The sequence below is a fragment of the Paraprevotella sp. genome, from assembly GCF_986071375.1.
Window position 1 is genome coordinate 50,820 of sequence record NZ_CFQRNQ010000019.1, and the last position, 16,405, is coordinate 67,224.

Sequence of the window (16,405 nt, forward strand, 5' to 3'; positions counted from 1 at the left end):
CACTATGAGGTAGCCGTGCGTGATATGCGCAGCTACCTTTTCTTTTATAAGGAGATATATGGTGAATGGTAGCATTGGTAGCAGCATCGGATTACCGAAAGTTTCGGTAGTCATTCCGGTGTATAATGCAGAGGACACGGTTGTAGACTGTATTGACAGTGTACTTGGGCAGGATTTTCCGGATTTGGAAATAATAGTGGTGGATGATGGAAGTAATGATGGTAGTGGAGTTTTATGTGACAACTGTGCTAGAAGAGATAGTCGTGTCAAGGTTATCCATCAAAAAAATAAGGGGCGTTCTGCTGCGCGTGGCGTGGGGACGATAATGTCTCAGGCTAAATGGATTGGGTATGTCGATTCGGATGATACGCTTCCAAAGGATGCTATTTCCCGTTTGTATGCCAAGGCTATTGACGACGTGGATGTTGTTTTGGGGAATGGCTATAAATTTTCGAAGGGAAGGCGGTGCCCTAAGATTTCCATAGAAGAATTCCGTCATATGGTGGTAAGGGCGGAAGGGCCTATCGGTGTGCCATGGGGATGCTTGTTCCGTCGTTCTGTCTTGACATCTTGGGTGTGGGATATTCCTCGTGAGATCAACATGGGAGAAGACTACGTGTTTTGGTTAAGGGTCATTTTTCAAACACGTAAGCCCGTGAATGTAATATATGAGAAAGTGTATGACAAAGGGGCGGACACGACTTGTGCGAATTTTAAATGGAACGCGGGTTATGCCTTAGCCATCCATGAATTACGTAAAGGCGCTATTCCCGAGCATTTGTGGGCTACATACATGTCGGATACGATAAGCGACAGGTTGGTCAACCTCTTGGATGTGGCTTGTTGTCAGCCGTGCCGCTTGTGGAGGCATAGTCGTTTCTACATGGAATTGAAGGAGGATATTGGCAAGTATGGTTATGACGTGCCATTGAAAACGAAATTATATTTGTCATTACCTTCCTTATGGATGAGGAGGATGTATTCCAAGCTTAGCGATTTAAAAAATAAGTGGATTTAGGTTAGAGGAGATGCTGTCTCTTTTTAGGGGGAGGCGGATTATATAAAAGTAATATAAAAATGGTGAAAAAAGTAGGGGCGGTTTTCGGATTGGCTGTAGTGTTTTCTTCTATTGTTTGTGCACAAAATGACTCTACATTGGTGTACAATGTGGAAATGTCTGCGAATGCCAGTTCCGGAGATTATGCACCGTTGTGGTTTACAGCCAACCGGAACGGCCTGTCAAGCCAGGAATCGAACAGTGCTTATTTGCGTGCGGGACTTGCTTACCGTAAATATTTTAATCATGGTTGGCGGATTGGAGCCGGATTGGATTTGGCTGCGGCCGTGAACAGCCCTTCCGAATTTATCGTGCAACAGGCTTATGCGGACTTTTCGTGGAGAGTTCTTAATTTGAGCATCGGGAACAAGGAACGCAATCCGTTGGGGAAGAACCCGCTGTTGAGCAGTGGCGGAATGGTGGAAGGAAATAATGCGCGGCCTGTTCCTCAGGTTAGGGCAGAGATTGCGGATTATTATACGGTACCGGGAACAAAAGGGTGGTTTGCTTTTAAAGGCTATATCGCTTACGGGCGTTTTACGGATGACCGTTGGCAACGTGATTTTGCGGGGGCAAACCACCAAGCCTACGTGGAAGACATTCTTTATCACAGTAAGGAGTTGATGTTCAAGGTGGGAAACAAGGAAAGGTTTCCTTTGGAAGCAGAACTCGGCATGCTGATGTCGGCGCAGTTCGGAGGAACGCAGCATACCTTCTCTTTGAAAGACGGTGAGTGGAAAGAGACTGTGTACGAGATGCCTCATGGATTGAAGAATTATGCCAAAGTTTTCTTGGCCCAAGCCGGGGGAGACGGCACTACCGGGGGAGATCAGGTGAATGTGGAAGGCAATCATGTGGGCAGTTGGAACTTTGCGTTGAATTATTATTGGCGCGATTGGAAGTTCCGTGCATATTATGAACATTTCTTTGACGACCATTCACAAATGTTCCTCCAATACGGACGTTGGAAAGACGGGCACTTAGGATTTGAGATTACTTTGCCCCGGAACCGTTGGGTCAATACTTTGCTTTGGGAAGGATTGGCTACGAAAGACCAGTCGGGTCCTATTTTGTATGACGGAGACGAACGTTTTCCGGGAGCGGCTTTTCCGGGTATGCAAGTAAGTGCTTGTGACGATTACTATAATAATTTCTTTTACCAGTCTTGGCAACATTATGGTATGGGAATCGGTAACCCATTGTTGCCCGGACCAATCTACAACCGTGATGGCAGCCTTAAGTTCCGGAGCAACCGTGTGCGTGCCAACCATTGGGCTTTCAGCGGGACACCGTCAGACGAGTGGGCCTATCGCGTACTGATGTCATACGCGCTTCATTGGGGAACATACGTCAATCCTTTGGATAAGATATGCAAACAGTTCAGTTCGCTGTATGAAGTGACGTATTCGCCCAAGGCATTGGCCGGATGGCATTTTTCCGTTTCGGCGGCCGTGGATCACGGTAATTATCTTGGTAATAGCGGCGGTGGTATGATAACCATAAGAAAGGAGGGAATATGTATAAAATAAATAGTTTGATTTTTAAATGGATTTGTGTATGCCTGACCGTCTCATTCTGTTTGTCTTGTACGGACAAGGCACCGGAATATCCTGATTTGGAAGGATATTGGAAACAGGAGAGTATAGAGGATGAGGCTACGGACGGGCATTCGGAATGTAATCGTCTGTTTTGGGCATTTCAGCTCGGTGTGTCCGAGATTCGGGATTTGGGTGGTAACGGTTATGGGACGTACGTGTGTAGGTATGATTATAATGAAGGTTCCGCAACTTTGCGTATGTATAATTTCAGGGTAAAAGGGAATCCGTCTCAAGAGGCGGATGTAGATAAGCTGAAGCTTTTTGGCATACCTTCCGGAGATGTGACTTTTGAGGTCGTGCGGCTCGATGGTGACCGTATGGTGCTTCGCTCATCAGGGACTTCCTTGTATTTCCGTTCCTTTTAATTTTTTCCTTTTTTATATGCTCTATTTCAAAAGAAATTCATAAATTTGCAGTGCGCAAGCCGAGAGAAGGCTGACTTCAAAATATTCGTGCTGCAAAATATTAGAAAAGAGTTAGATAACTTATATTAGAACCTTTAATTTTAAAGATTAAGTAAAATGATTAAAGTAGGTATTAATGGTTTCGGTCGTATCGGCCGTTTCGTATTCCGTGCTGCTCAGAACAGAAGTGACATCCAGATTGTAGGTATCAATGACTTGTGTCCGGTAGATTACTTGGCTTACATGCTGAAGTATGATACTATGCACGGTGCTTTCGAAGGTACAATCGAAGCTGATGTTGAAAACAGCAAGTTGATTGTAAACGGTAAAGAGATTCGTGTAACGGCAGAACGTAATCCGGCTGATTTGAAGTGGAACGAAGTTGAGGCTGAATATGTAGTTGAATCTACAGGTTTGTTCCTGACTCAGGAGAAGGCCCAAGCTCATATCGATGCAGGTGCTAAGTACGTAGTTATGTCGGCTCCTTCCAAGGACGCTACTCCGATGTTCGTTTGTGGTGTAAACTTCGACAAATACGTAAAGGGTACTCAGTTCGTTTCTAACGCTTCTTGTACGACAAACTGTTTGGCTCCTATCGCTAAGGTTTTGAATGACAACTGGGGTATCACAGACGGTTTGATGACAACTGTTCACTCTACTACTGCAACTCAGAAGACTGTAGACGGTCCTTCTATGAAGGATTGGCGTGGTGGTCGTGCTGCTTCTGGCAACATCATCCCGTCTTCTACAGGTGCTGCTAAGGCTGTAGGTAAGGTTATTCCTGAATTGAACGGTAAGTTGACCGGTATGTCTATGCGTGTTCCGACTTTGGACGTTTCTGTAGTAGACCTGACTGTAAACTTGGCAAAACCGGCTAAGTACGAAGAGATTTGCGCTGCAATGAAGGCTGCTTCTGAAGGCGAATTGAAGGGTGTTCTGGGTTATACTGAAGATGCAGTGGTTTCTTCTGACTTCTTGGGTGACACTCGTACTTCTATCTTCGATGCTAAGGCAGGTATCGCTTTGACAGATACTTTTGTTAAGGTGGTTTCTTGGTATGACAATGAAATCGGTTATTCTAACAAGGTATTGGAATTGATCGCTCACATGAAGAAAGTTAACGGTTAATTCCGTTTGCTACGATAAAAATGAAGCCATCCTCCTTTTGAGAGGGTGGCTTTTTTCGTATCTTTGCTTTCATTATTATAATATGGTAAACGATGATACGATGAACTATGACCTTATTACGATATTAGGGCCTACGGCGTCGGGAAAGACTGCATTAGCTGTGGCTTTGGCCTGCGAACTGAAGACGGAGATAATCAGTGGTGACAGTCGGCAGGTGTACAGGCGTATGGATTTGGGAACCGGAAAAGACTTGAAAGACTATGTCGTCAATGGTTGTTCTGTTCCTTATCATTTGATTGATATAGTAGAACCGGGTACGAAATATAATTTGTTTGAGTATCAGCGGGACTTCTTGAAAGTTTATGAAGCGTTGAAAGCACGTCGTATGCTTCCTATATTATGTGGAGGTACAGGCTTATATATCGAGTCCGTGTTGAAAGGATATAACCTGATGCCCGTACCGGAAAATCCGGATTTGCGTGCAAACTTGGCTCGAAAGAGCCTCCCCGAACTGACAAAGATACTGGGTTCATATAAGGTGCTTCATAATACGACGGATGTCGATACCGTGAAACGTGCGATACGCGCGATAGAAATAGAGGAGTATTATCGTTTGCATCCTACGGAGGCGAGGGCTTTTCCCGAAATCCGTTCCTTGGTCATAGGGGTGGACATAGAGCGGGATTTGAGACGTAAAAAAATAACAGAACGTCTAAGGCAACGTTTGGATGAGGGGATGGTTGATGAGATAAAAAGGCTGTTAGACGAGGGGATACCGGCGGAAGACCTGATATATTATGGCTTGGAGTATAAGTATCTGACACGATACGTACTCGGAGAGTTGGCGTATGAGGAGATGTTCCGTGGTTTGGAAACCGCTATCCATCAGTTTGCCAAGCGACAGATGACTTGGTTCCGCGGAATGGAGCGCCGTGGCATTAAGATAAACTGGTTGGACGCAGGTTGGCCTATGGAAAAGAAAATCGGTCAGATTCAAGATAGGCTGTGTCCGTGAAGATTTAGAAGAATATTCAAGTAGAGAATAAATAGTTTTGCGTATATTTGTGCGTTTTTAGTGAATAGGATTATGGAACCATCAAGATGGGGGATTATATACTGTCCGAAAGACGGTGTCCGTCACATACATAAAGAGTGGGAGGCTATACGCTCATATTTGACGGAGAAAGGCGTACTTTATGATTTCGTGCAGAGCGAAGGGCCGAAATCCGTAGAACGCCTGGCGGGTATGCTTGCTTCAAATGGCTATACAACGATTGTCATTGTGGGAGGCGACGCTGCATTAAACCGTGCGTTAAACGGAGTACTATCGCAAGGAGAGGAGGTTCGTCGAAACGTTGCTTTCGGGGTTATTCCTAACGGTTGGGGAAATGATTTTGCACATTTCTGGGGATTTGAGGAAGATAATTACAAGCAAACGATAGATTGGCTGATAAAGCGAAGGGTCCGTAAAGTGGACGTTGGGTATTGTGTGCCGGAGCGGATAGGGGATGCCCATCCCCGTTTCTTTTTAAATTGTGTGAATGTCGGTTTGGTGGCGAACATTATGAATATCAAGCACAAGACGCGCCGTTTTTGGGGTATGCTGACCCTTTCTCATTTATCGTCTATGTTTTTGTTGCTGTTTCAGCGTATGGAACACAAGATGCATTTCAAAGTGAATTTGGATGACATCGAGAAAAGTGTAATGACGGTATGTATCAGTAGTGCCAGAGGGTATGGCCAGACTCCGAGCGGAGTTCCGTACAATGGATTATTGGATGTTTCAGTCGTGTCGCATCCGGAAATCAGCCAAATGGTGGAAGCTTTATGGATGCTTTTCCGAGGTCGCTTCTTGAATCATAAAGCCGTAAAGTCGTATAGGACTAAAGAAGTGGACTTTTTTGATAACGGAAAGGCTATGATCAGCTTGGACGGAGCGGTATGGGAGAACGGTTCTACGCCCATGAAGATAGGTATACATCAAGAATGGGTGAATTTCATCATACCGGGTTGAACGGCTCGGAAACAATAATCATGAGACCTATCCTATTTTAGATATCTTTTCCAATCTGTCTTCCGATATGATTTTGATTTTCCGGCCGTCTATCGCGATGATTTTCTCAGAGGCGAAATTAGTCAATGTACGAATGGCGTTGGAAGTTGTCATGTTGGAGAGGCTGGCCAAGTCTTCACGGGACAGATAGATGCTGAGTGTGCAGCCATCTTCTTCCAACCCGTAACTCTCCTTCAAAAACAGAATTGATTCGGCCAACCGTCCCCGTATGTGTTTTTGAGTCAAGTTGACTGTACGTTCGTCGGCTATACCCAAATCTACAGATAATTGTTTGATGAAAAACCATGCCAAGTCATTATTGCTACTTACCAACTTCGTGATGGTAGACATGGGAATCATGGCTATCGTTGAGGCTTCGAATGCGGCAGCGGCAGTCAGAAACTCCTGATGGGCAAAGTACGCACGATAGGCAAAGTATTCTACGGGCTTGATTACGCGGATGATTTGATTACGCCCGCTGACACCGTTCTTGAATATTTTTACCTTCCCGGATAAAAGACACATGAGTTGAGTCGGGAATTCACCTTCACTGTAAATCGCTTCGTTCTTTCTAAATGTATAAACTGTGAGGTTTTCTGTTAAATATTCGCGTTGTCCTGGGGTGAGTGGTTTGCATAAGTCTGAGATTTTTTCTAAAACCTCTTCCTTGTCCATGTCCTGCTTGACCATAAATCAAATCTGCTTCAAATTATGTTTTACAACACAAAATTAGTAATTCTTGATAGATTCATGAAATCTTAAGGTTATAAAAATATGTTTTGCAGCATTTTTTTATGAATCCTTAAAAAAAACTTATTCCTTATGTTCGTGGATAGCCGGATTTTTATTATTTTTGGGTTGCATAAATAAAAACAGAGACAAAATAAACAGTAAAGTGAAAACCTTATATATAATTTCTAGACTATGAGTTACATTCATTTTGATAAGACTCTGATGACCAATTTGGAGGAAGCGTTACCCAAAGAGATTTTGAGGTCTAATCGCTCGGGTGCTTATTCTTGTTCTACGATTGTGGATTGTAATACAAGAAAATATCATGGTTTGTTGGTTGTCCCGATACCGGAATTGGGCGACGAGAATTATGTGTTGTTGTCTTCATTGGATGAGACGGTGGTACAACACGGGGCTGAGTTTAACTTGGGGCTTCACAAGTATCAAGGGAACAATTTCAGCCCGAATGGCCATAAGTACATTCGGGAATTTAATTGCGACCAGGTGCCTACTACAATCTATCGTGTAGGAGGAGTGGTCCTGAAGAAAGAAAAGGTGTTCCAGCATTATGAAAACCGCATTATCATCCGTTATACGCTCTTGGACGCCCATTCCGAAACGACTTTGAAGCTCCGTCCTTTTCTGGCATTCCGTTGTGTGAGGGAGTACACGCATGAGAACACAAGGGTGAACCGGGACTATCAAGAAGTGCCGAATGGTATCAAGACTTGCATGTATGAGGGTTATCCCGAGCTTTACATGCAGTTGAACAAGAAAAACGATTTTGTTTTTCAGCCGGATTGGTATCGAGGCGTGGAGTATCCGAAAGAATTGGAGAGAGGATATGCCTTTAATGAGGACCTCTATGTGCCCGGTTATTTTGAACTGAAGATAAAAAAAGGCGAGAGTGTGGTATTTTCCGCCGGAGTGTCTGAGATAAAGACCACTCAGTTGAAACAGATAGCAGATTTTGAAGCGAAGATTCGTACTCCGAGGGATAATTTCTATCATTGTTTGGTAAATTCTGCACATCAATTCTATTATCATGTAGACGGGGAGAATTATATTTTGGCAGGCTATCCCTGGTTTAAATGCCGTGCGCGTGATATGCTGATTGCTTTGCCGGGATTGACTTTGGTCAATGAAGAAGTGGAGCAGTTTGAAATGTGCATGAAAACGGTGGAAAAAGGCGTTCGGGAATTTATGGCCGGCGAGCCGTTGAGCGTGAAAATACATGAAATAGAACATCCGGATATTCTTTTGTGGGCGGTTTGGTGTATTCAACAATATGGCAAGATTGTTTCTTTGCAGAAATGTGTCGAGAAATACGGACTTCTGGCAAAGGACATCATGATGTATCTGAGTACAAGTTCCCATCCCAATTTGAAAGTCAGAGACAACGGATTGGTATACGCCCAGGGGAAGAGTAAAGCCGTGACTTGGATGAACTCGACGGCAAACGGCCGTCCGATAGTACCGCGAAGCGGGTATATCGTGGAGTTCAATGCCTTATGGTATAATGCATTGAAGTTTAGCGAGGAGATTTGCCGGATGGCTGGCCGAAAGGAAGAGGAACAATATTTTGCAGGGATGGCCGCCAAGGCGGAAAATTCGTTCAGAAAGGTTTTCTTGAACCAGTATGGATATTTGTTCGATTACGTGGACGAGAAGAACCAAGAACAAGACTGGAGTGTCCGTCCCAATATGATATTTGCCGTGGCACTTGACTATTCTCCCTTGCCCCTTCCGGAAAAGAAAGCGGTTTTTGATATTTGTACGAAGGAGTTATTGACCCCTAAGGGGCTTCGTTCCCTGAGTCCCAAGAGCGGGGGATATAACCCGATGTACGTCGGCCCTCAAGTCCAACGTGACTACGCCTATCATCAAGGTACGGCATGGCCTTGGTTGGCTGGATTTTATATGGAAGCCTGCATGCGTTTGTATAAAAAGAGCCGTGTAAGTTTTGTGGAACGCGTGTTGGTGGGCTTTGAAGAAGAAATGTTTTCGCATTGTATAGGCACCATACCGGAACTGTTCGACGGAAACCCACCTTACCATGCCCGAGGGGCCATATCCTTTGCGATGAATGTGGCTGAGATTCTCCGTGTGGTGAAATTAATCGAAAAATATGATATATAAAGATTAGGAGGAACTGAATATGAAAGTATTAATGTTTGGTTGGGAGTTTCCTCCTCATATTCTTGGAGGACTCGGTACGGCAAGTTACGGTCTGACGAAAGGTCTTTCCTTGCAGCCAGATATGGATATCACTTTTTGTATCCCGAAACCTTGGGGAGATGAAGACCAAAGCTTTATGAAGATTATAGGTATGAACAGCGTGCCTATCGTTTGGCGTGACGTGGATTGGAATTATGTAAACGGCAGGGTGGGCAGTTACATGGACCCGCAACTTTATTATGATTTGCGCGATCATATTTATGCCGACTTTTCATATATGCATGTGGATGACTTGGGCTGCATGGAGTTTTCCGGCCGCTATCCGGACAACTTGCACGAGGAAATCAACAACTATTCCATCGTGGCAGGAGTGGTGGCCCGGCAGCAACGGTTCGACATCATTCATGCACACGATTGGTTGACCTATCCTGCGGGCATCCATGCCAAGCAAGTCAGCGGGAAACCGTTGGTGATTCATGTGCATGCCACGGACTTCGACCGGAGTCGCGGAAATGTGAATCCCACAGTCTACAGCATCGAAAAGAACGGCATGGACCATGCGGACTGTATCATGTGCGTGAGCGAGCTGACGCGCCAGACGGTAATCAACCATTATCATCAAGATCCGGCAAAGTGTTTTGCCATGCATAATGCCGTGTATCCGTTGGCTTCCGAGCTTCAGGAGATTGTGGACCAAAGGAAACCCTATTCGGAACGCAAGGAGAAAGTAGTGACTTTCCTGGGGCGTATCACCATGCAGAAAGGGCCAGAGTATTTCATCGAAGCGGCCAAGCGGGTGTTGGACCGTACACACAACGTGCGTTTTTGCTTTGCCGGAAACGGTGACATGATGAACTCCATGATTGAGATGGCTGCAGCCTACGGGATAGCCGACCGTTGCCATTTTCCCGGGTTTATGAAAGGGAAACAGGTGTTCGAATGTTTCCGTGACAGCGACGTGTATGTGATGCCTTCCGTGTCGGAGCCGTTTGGGATTTCCCCGCTCGAGGCGATGCAAAGCGGGGTGCCTTCCATTATCAGCAAACAATCCGGTTGCGCCGAGATTCTGTCTAAGTGCATCAAGGTGGACTATTGGGACATAGATGCCATGGCCGACGCCATGTATGCGCTTTGCGTGTACCCTTCCTTGCATGAATATTTGCAGGTGGAAGGAAAGAAAGAGGTGGACGGCATCACGTGGGAGAAAGTGGGCCAACGCATCCGGAAACTTTATGACGAGACAATCCAAAAATATAAATAATCTAAAATCCTAAGACATGAAAACGATATGCCTTTACTTTGAAATTCATCAAAATATACATTTGAAACGTTACCGCTTCTTCGACATCGGTACGGACCATTATTATTATGATGATTATGAGAACGAATGCAGCATAACCAATACGGTTGAGCATTCCTACCTGCCTGCGTTGCAGGCTTTGCTTCAGATGCTGAAAGAGAACCCTGGATTTTTCAAGGTCGCTTTCTCGATTTCCGGCACTGCCATTGAACTGTTGGAGAATTATGCGCCATCTGTCATAGATTTGTTACAAGATTTGAACGAGACAGGAGGTGTGGAGTTCTTGGTGGAGCCTTATTCCCACGGCTTGTCTTCCCTGGCCAATGAGGAGAGTTTCCGGGAGGAAACCTTGAGGATGTCACGAAAGATTAAGGAACTTTTTGGAAAGTCGCCAAAGGTGTTCCGCAATTCTTCTTTGATATATTCCGACGACATAGGGAATATGGTAGCTTCGATGGGGTTCAAGGGATTGCTGACGGAGGGTGCCAAACACATCTTAGGATGGAAGAGCCCTCATTTTGTGTACCATTGTTCACAGAATCCGAACCTGAAACTCCTTTTGCGGGATTATAAATTGTCGGACGATATATCCTTGCGTTTCAGTAATTCCACTTGGAGCGAGTTCCCCTTGTTTGCCGAAACCTATATGGATTGGATAGCGGCAGTGCCGGAAGAGGAGCAAGTGATTAATATCTTCATGGAGTTGTGCGCATTGGGTATGTTCCAACCGCTTTCGTCCAATATACTGGAGTTCCTCAAGGCCCTGCCGGCTTGCGCCAAGGCCCGTGGGATCTCTTTCTCCACCCCTTCGGAAGTGATAGACCATCACAAGTCGGTTGACGCGCTTGAAGTGCCTTATCCCATGTCATGGGTGGACGAAGAGCGCGACATCAGTTGTTGGTTGGGAAATGGCATGCAGCGAGAGGCTTTCAACAAGCTGTATAGCGTGGCCGACCGTGTGCGTATTTGTAACGACCGCCGTATCAAACAGGATTGGGATTACCTGCAGGCTAGCAATAATTTCCGTTTTATGACCACGAAATCCAGTAGTTGGAACATGTACCGCGGAATTTATGATTCTCCCTACGATGCCTTTACGAATTATATGAATATCCTTGGCGATTTCATTAACAGGGTGAATGGCATGTATCCTCGTGATATAGACAATGAAGAGTTGAATTCACTGCTTACGCTGATTAAGAACCAGGGAGAAGAATTGGAGGTGAAGGACAAAGAGATTGCACGTTTGAATGCCCGTATGAAGAAGTTGGCATCTGAAGGGGCGGAAACGGCCAAGAAGGTTTCCACGCGCAAGGTTGCAGCCAAGAAGTGACGCATGCCGTTCCGTGTCCCACGGTGCAGGTTTGTGCGTGGGCATGGAACGTAAGATGACAGTGGCCGACTCGCCGTAAAGAAGTGGGTCGGCCTTTCTCGTGTATAGCACCGGGGAGGGGAGGCACATGCGTGACGGACGTTTCTTTGTTGAAAATCCGGAATCTTGTAATGTTTTGGTTTATAGGTCGGTAACATTCTCCTTAGATTCGTTTTTCATTCTCAGGAGATTGAAAAATCATTCGGCTTAGATTGATTTTCCGTTTGGCGCAGATTGGTTTCCCACAGCCCTGTGTCCGTTTTTTTTGAAAGTATGGTGAGAATTTGGCATAGGGAGGGGAATAAAAAGAACAGGTGGAGAAGCCTATGGTTTCTCCACCTGTTCTTTTTATTCCTGCCGTGGTTACGGGTAAATGAGTGGGTTAATTGAACGTACTATAAATCACTTGGATTTTAAGTTTGTCTGTTGCGCCACCCACTAACTTGGCACTTCCCAGTCCCATGTCATGCGTCACGCTGACGATATTGTTGTTGTTGTCCTGGTTGGTTTCAACAGGAATGAGTACCACCTTGTTCCAGTCCTGATGCTGCTGTTCCCAAGCTTCCGGTGTGATGCCGGCTTTGGCAGATTCCTCATTCCTCTCTCTCTTACAGTAAGATACCAAGTTGCTGATGTTGGAAAAAGTATAAGTGTTATAGCTGCTGTTGAAAGAGGTGACGTAAGATATTTTTTCGTCCGGCACTTTTCCTTCTTCAAAGAACGTGTACATGTCTTGTTTGCGCACCAACAATAGGGTCTGGGGAACCTCGAAGGCCGATTCCTGGTTTGTGGCATTATAGCGATACAAGGAGAATTGAGCCTGGCTGATGCTGTCGTTGAGGTGTCCTTGGTAGATTTCGTTTACAGGAAGTGTGATTTCCGTAAACACTCCGGCGGGAGTTTTCAAGTAAGTGCATTGGGTGTCGTTTTCTACCAACTCGGCCAGGTCATCATTTTCCACGTAAGTGTTCTGCAAGACTTCGGGAGTAGCTGCAAAACGGCTCATACCTACGTAAACCGTGTCTTTTTCGGCATCTTTATACCTGAAATAGAGATTCATGGCTCCTACTCTCATCTTAACCATCGTACCGTCCCCGTCCGTCAGTTTGAAATAGAAGCCGGGGCATACATGGCGTATGAAATTATATGAATTCTTGAAAAAGCCCTTGTTCTCGTAGTATTTCTTTATGATGAATGTGCCGTATTCTTTAGGCAGCATGATACGTATGTTCGGAGTGTATGAGCTGCTTTCCAGATAATCGTCCGACAAAGTAAAATCCTTTGTCGTGAAGACCTTTCGTGTAATGGGACCCGTTGCATGGCGGTTGATATACCGGCTGAAATCGGCATTGCTGTAATACGTAGTGTCCTCGCGCACGACGTTTGCGGTGTCCAATTCGTATACGTCTACTTTCATCGGATTGTTCTCGTCTCCGTAATACTTTTCGTAATATAACCTGATTTCAATGGAATCCGCTTCGATTTCTCCTTGCTCGTTCTTGACCATCAGGTCGTAAGCGGGGAATTCATAGTTTTCCAACGTGCCGAACTGCGCCAGAAACTCGGCCTTGATTTGCATGTTCGTTTCCGGGTCGGTCATACGTCCTAAGTAAGAACTGTTGCTATTGCTTAAAACGGAATCTGCCAATAGTGAGTGTGTGCTTGCTTCATATACCGAAGCGGAAGCGTTGATGTTATCGGAATCCGTGAAAATTCCGATAGTATCGGTCGTGTCGTCACAAGCCACGCTGCATAATCCAATCAACGTGATGAATGAAGTTTTGAATTTCATGTTTGCAGAGGATGATAAATGTTTTTAGTCTTCATTCTTACCCTGGCTCCATACTTTGTCGTAGAAGTCGGCAAAAGCATCGGCGTCGGCGGCACTGACGTTTTCCAACACCGGAATCTCTTTGCTTTGGGCGTATTCGGCAAAGGCTTGGAACTTGTCCGTATCGGGCACGGTCAGCCCGTCGGAATAATTGATGGCTAATTTGTTCAGTTCGTCGTATGTCACTTCCGGGCTGAAGTCTTCGAGGACAGATGCGTTCACATCCCTGAACGTTATGCAATTGCCGAAATTCGTGCCCATCGACTGTTTCAAATCTTCGGAAGACATGGAATACACGATTTTGCTGTCGCGGAACGAAGGCTCTTCCTTATAGGCGGTCTTGACATAGAGGGGAACCAAAGCTGACATCCATCCTTGGCAGTGGATGACATCCGGAACCCATCGAAGTTTCTTTACAGTCTCCAATACGCCCCGCGCATAGAATATGGCCCGTTCGCTGTTGTCCTCATATTCGTTGCCGTTCTCGTCGAGAGCCATCAGGCGTTTCAGGAAATAGTCATCGTTGTCTATGAAATATACTTGCATCCGGGCGGCCTGGATTGAAGCCACCTTGATGATGAGCGGATGGTCCGTATCATCTATGATTAAATTCATGCCGGAAAGACGAATCACTTCGTGGAGCTGGTTGCGACGTTCGTTGATATTTCCCCATTTGGGCATAAATGTTCTGATTTCTCGTCCTTTTTCCTGTATTTCCTGAGGAAGTTCTCTACCCATAGCAGCCAGTTCCGAATCGGGAACATAAGGCGTCATTTCTTGAGTAATGAATAGTATTTTCTTTGCCTTCATTGTCATGTTCACTTTTTCCTTGGCACAAAGGTACGAAAAAAGTTTGGCATTATAGCCTTTTTCAAGGGAATAGAGCTTAATTCTTTCATTAATTTCACGTATTTATTTGGCTAATGTTTTTGCTATGTGGTATTTTATATGTTATTTTGCAGAGTTTTTTAGGGAATGCAGTTTAAAATCAACCACAAATGAAGTTAATTCATACAATTGAAGATTTGCAACGCAACTTGGCAGAGGCGCGTGCAAAAGGTGAAAAGATTGGATTGGTGCCTACGATGGGTGCATTGCATGAGGGCCACGCTTCCTTGGTGAGACGTTGTGTAGCAGAAAATGATGTGACCGTAGTGAGCGTGTTTTTGAATCCTACGCAGTTTAATGATAAAAAAGATTTAGAGAAATATCCTCGGACGTTGGATGCGGATTGTGCTTTGTTGGAAGGTGTGGGGGCTGATTTCGTCTTCGCGCCGTCTGTGGAAGAAATGTATCCTCAGCCTGATAGCAGGAAATTCAGTTATCCGCCGGTGGATACGGTGATGGAAGGGGCTTTCCGTCCCGGACATTTCAATGGCGTATGCCAGATTGTGAGCAAATTGTTTGCCATCGTGGAGCCTGACCGTGCTTATTTCGGGGAGAAGGATTTCCAACAGATTGCGGTGATTCGTGCCATGGTCGAAGATTTGCATTTGAAAGTAGAGATAGTGCCTTGTCCGGTTGTCCGTGAAAAGAGCGGGTTGGCCATGAGTAGCCGTAACACCTTGTTGACGGACGGGGAGAAGGCCGTAGCGGCTCATATCTTCGGCATTCTTTCCAAAAGCAAGAATTTTGCCACGAACCATACCTTGAAAGAGACCCGGCAATATGTGGTGGATTCCTTGAATGCCATAGTGGGACTGGAAGTGCAATATTTTGCCATAGTGGATGGAGGGTCTTTGCAGGAACTGGACAGTTGGTCGGATTCGGATGACATCGTAGGGTGTATCACCGTTTTCTGTGGAAGCCAGTCTATCCGTTTGATAGATCATATTAGATATAAAGAATAAGATTAAAAGCAAAAGGGTATGATGATCCAAGTGCTGAAGTCGAAGTTGCATTGTGTGCGTGTGACGGAGGCTAATTTGAATTATATGGGGAGCATCACTATTGATGAGGACTTGATGGATGCGGCTAATTTGATTGCAGGAGAAAAGGTCCAGATTGTGAACAACAACAATGGTGAGCGTTTGGAAACCTATATTATAAAAGGTGAACGCGGTTCGGGGTGTATTTGCCTGAACGGCGCAGCTGCCCGTAAAGTGCAGGTAGGAGACGTTTGTATTATCATCTCATACGCCATGATGGATTTTGAAGAAGCCAAGACGTTTGCTCCTACTGTCGTTTTTCCGGATTCAGCGACTAACCGTTTGGTGCGTTAAGGATTTGCGATAGGGGAGGGCATGCATTTGTGGAGTGCCGCTATCGTTCTTATATAATTGTTCCGGCCGACAGTGTCCGTAAAGAGACGGTCGGCCGGTTTCTTTTTTTATTTCCTTTGCCCTTTTTGGCTAAACAGAAATTGTTTGCCCTGATAATAATATGAACCCTTTTAAAGTCGTGGTGATATGTGGCGATTTTATTTTAGATTTTCAGCGGTTTGACTTAGCCTGTTGAGGAATAAACTTTTAGCGAACTATTTGAGAAATAGAAGTAACGCAACTTTGTCTTTTACCGTACTTTTGAAGTCTTGGAAGCCGGACTTTCGGGCAATAAAAAAAGCCACAAATCATTGATTTGTAGCTTTTTGTCCGTTTGCTGACCATTTCTGTCTAGCACGTCCAGCGGAGAGAGAGGCTCTCGAACTTATATTTTCACAGAATATCATAAAACTGCAAACAACTGATAATCAAGTATAAATTACAACATAGAGTAAAACTAAATGTTTCTAAATGTCTTTTGCTATCTCAAT

General features: G+C 45.0%; 14 protein-coding genes. 11 read left to right on the forward strand and 3 right to left on the reverse strand.

Annotation, left to right across the window (positions count from 1 at the left end):
- Positions 1–58 precede the first annotated feature (58 nt).
- From AC5RDV_RS10540 to AC5RDV_RS10565, 6 genes are all read left to right on the forward strand, one after another.
- The gene (locus tag AC5RDV_RS10540) at positions 59–1,018 is read left to right on the forward strand and encodes a glycosyltransferase family 2 protein (protein WP_282748162.1); all 960 of its coding nucleotides are present in this window, start codon (positions 59–61) and stop codon (positions 1,016–1,018) included.
- Between the two features lie 59 nt (positions 1,019–1,077).
- On the forward strand, positions 1,078–2,586 hold the full coding sequence (locus tag AC5RDV_RS10545; RefSeq protein ID WP_008624392.1) for a capsule assembly Wzi family protein: 1,509 nt from the start codon (positions 1,078–1,080) through the stop codon (positions 2,584–2,586).
- A complete protein-coding gene (locus tag AC5RDV_RS10550; protein WP_008624394.1) occupies positions 2,574–3,020 on the forward strand; it encodes a lipocalin-like domain-containing protein in 447 nt (148 codons plus the stop codon). Before AC5RDV_RS10545 ends, AC5RDV_RS10550 begins: the two co-directional genes overlap by 13 nt.
- A gap of 156 nt (positions 3,021–3,176) precedes the next feature.
- On the forward strand, positions 3,177–4,187 hold the full coding sequence (gene gap / locus AC5RDV_RS10555; protein WP_008624396.1) for a type I glyceraldehyde-3-phosphate dehydrogenase: 1,011 nt from the start codon (positions 3,177–3,179) through the stop codon (positions 4,185–4,187).
- 82 nt (positions 4,188–4,269) lie between these two features.
- The gene (gene miaA / locus AC5RDV_RS10560) at positions 4,270–5,202 is read left to right on the forward strand and encodes a tRNA (adenosine(37)-N6)-dimethylallyltransferase MiaA (RefSeq protein WP_282748161.1); all 933 of its coding nucleotides are present in this window, start codon (positions 4,270–4,272) and stop codon (positions 5,200–5,202) included.
- Between the two features lie 72 nt (positions 5,203–5,274).
- A complete protein-coding gene (locus tag AC5RDV_RS10565; protein WP_008624400.1) occupies positions 5,275–6,201 on the forward strand; it encodes a diacylglycerol/lipid kinase family protein in 927 nt (308 codons plus the stop codon).
- 27 nt (positions 6,202–6,228) lie between these two features.
- Here the strand turns inward: AC5RDV_RS10565 and AC5RDV_RS10570 are convergent, their stop codons facing one another.
- On the reverse strand, positions 6,229–6,930 hold the full coding sequence (locus tag AC5RDV_RS10570) for a Crp/Fnr family transcriptional regulator (RefSeq protein WP_008624402.1): 702 nt from the start codon (positions 6,928–6,930) through the stop codon (positions 6,229–6,231).
- A gap of 234 nt (positions 6,931–7,164) precedes the next feature.
- Between AC5RDV_RS10570 and AC5RDV_RS10575 the strand changes: the two genes are divergently transcribed.
- From AC5RDV_RS10575 to AC5RDV_RS10585, 3 genes are read left to right on the forward strand one after another with little or no spacing between them, the layout of a single operon-like run.
- Complete coding sequence (locus AC5RDV_RS10575) at positions 7,165–9,111, forward strand: glycogen debranching enzyme N-terminal domain-containing protein (protein WP_130893224.1); 1,947 nt, start codon at positions 7,165–7,167, stop codon at positions 9,109–9,111.
- Positions 9,112–9,130: 19 nt separating this feature from the next.
- Positions 9,131–10,411, forward strand: a complete 1,281-nt coding sequence (locus AC5RDV_RS10580; RefSeq protein WP_008624405.1) for a glycosyltransferase family 4 protein — start codon at positions 9,131–9,133, stop codon at positions 10,409–10,411.
- Positions 10,412–10,427: 16 nt separating this feature from the next.
- The gene (locus AC5RDV_RS10585) at positions 10,428–11,783 is read left to right on the forward strand and encodes a glycoside hydrolase family 57 protein (RefSeq protein ID WP_008624407.1); all 1,356 of its coding nucleotides are present in this window, start codon (positions 10,428–10,430) and stop codon (positions 11,781–11,783) included.
- A gap of 421 nt (positions 11,784–12,204) precedes the next feature.
- On the opposite strand, the gene AC5RDV_RS10590 is transcribed toward AC5RDV_RS10585, so the two are convergent.
- On the reverse strand, positions 12,205–13,614 hold the full coding sequence (locus AC5RDV_RS10590) for a DUF4270 domain-containing protein (protein ID WP_282748160.1): 1,410 nt from the start codon (positions 13,612–13,614) through the stop codon (positions 12,205–12,207).
- Between the two features lie 24 nt (positions 13,615–13,638).
- Positions 13,639–14,463: a glycogen/starch synthase gene (locus tag AC5RDV_RS10595; RefSeq protein WP_172604664.1), complete on the reverse strand. Its 825-nt coding sequence runs from the start codon at positions 14,461–14,463 to the stop codon at positions 13,639–13,641.
- 188 nt (positions 14,464–14,651) lie between these two features.
- Here AC5RDV_RS10595 and panC point away from each other — a divergent pair, with 188 nt between their 5' ends.
- Positions 14,652–15,503, forward strand: coding sequence for a pantoate--beta-alanine ligase (panC, locus tag AC5RDV_RS10600; RefSeq protein ID WP_276788746.1), 852 nt, complete (start codon positions 14,652–14,654; stop codon positions 15,501–15,503).
- A gap of 18 nt (positions 15,504–15,521) precedes the next feature.
- Positions 15,522–15,875, forward strand: a complete 354-nt coding sequence (gene panD, locus AC5RDV_RS10605; protein WP_008624414.1) for an aspartate 1-decarboxylase — start codon at positions 15,522–15,524, stop codon at positions 15,873–15,875.
- The last annotated feature ends 530 nt before the right edge of the window (positions 15,876–16,405 follow it).

Excerpts from the sequence above, each read along its gene's own strand:
- AC5RDV_RS10570 (WP_008624402.1), bottom strand. The coding sequence starts at position 6,930 with ATGGTCAAGCAGGACATGGACAAGGAAGAGGTTTTAGAAAAAATCTCA.
- AC5RDV_RS10565 (WP_008624400.1), top strand. The coding sequence starts at position 5,275 with ATGGAACCATCAAGATGGGGGATTATATACTGTCCGAAAGACGGTGTC.
- AC5RDV_RS10545 (WP_008624392.1), top strand. The coding sequence starts at position 1,078 with ATGGTGAAAAAAGTAGGGGCGGTTTTCGGATTGGCTGTAGTGTTTTCT.
- AC5RDV_RS10550 (WP_008624394.1), top strand. The coding sequence starts at position 2,574 with ATGTATAAAATAAATAGTTTGATTTTTAAATGGATTTGTGTATGCCTG.
- AC5RDV_RS10540 (WP_282748162.1), top strand. The coding sequence starts at position 59 with ATGGTGAATGGTAGCATTGGTAGCAGCATCGGATTACCGAAAGTTTCG.
- AC5RDV_RS10580 (WP_008624405.1), top strand. The coding sequence starts at position 9,131 with ATGAAAGTATTAATGTTTGGTTGGGAGTTTCCTCCTCATATTCTTGGA.
- AC5RDV_RS10575 (WP_130893224.1), top strand. The coding sequence starts at position 7,165 with ATGAGTTACATTCATTTTGATAAGACTCTGATGACCAATTTGGAGGAA.
- AC5RDV_RS10595 (WP_172604664.1), bottom strand. The coding sequence starts at position 14,463 with ATGAAGGCAAAGAAAATACTATTCATTACTCAAGAAATGACGCCTTAT.
- AC5RDV_RS10585 (WP_008624407.1), top strand. The coding sequence starts at position 10,428 with ATGAAAACGATATGCCTTTACTTTGAAATTCATCAAAATATACATTTG.
- AC5RDV_RS10590 (WP_282748160.1), bottom strand. The coding sequence starts at position 13,614 with ATGAAATTCAAAACTTCATTCATCACGTTGATTGGATTATGCAGCGTG.
- panC (WP_276788746.1), top strand. The coding sequence starts at position 14,652 with ATGAAGTTAATTCATACAATTGAAGATTTGCAACGCAACTTGGCAGAG.
- panD (WP_008624414.1), top strand. The coding sequence starts at position 15,522 with ATGATGATCCAAGTGCTGAAGTCGAAGTTGCATTGTGTGCGTGTGACG.
- miaA (WP_282748161.1), top strand. The coding sequence starts at position 4,270 with ATGGTAAACGATGATACGATGAACTATGACCTTATTACGATATTAGGG.
- gap (WP_008624396.1), top strand. The coding sequence starts at position 3,177 with ATGATTAAAGTAGGTATTAATGGTTTCGGTCGTATCGGCCGTTTCGTA.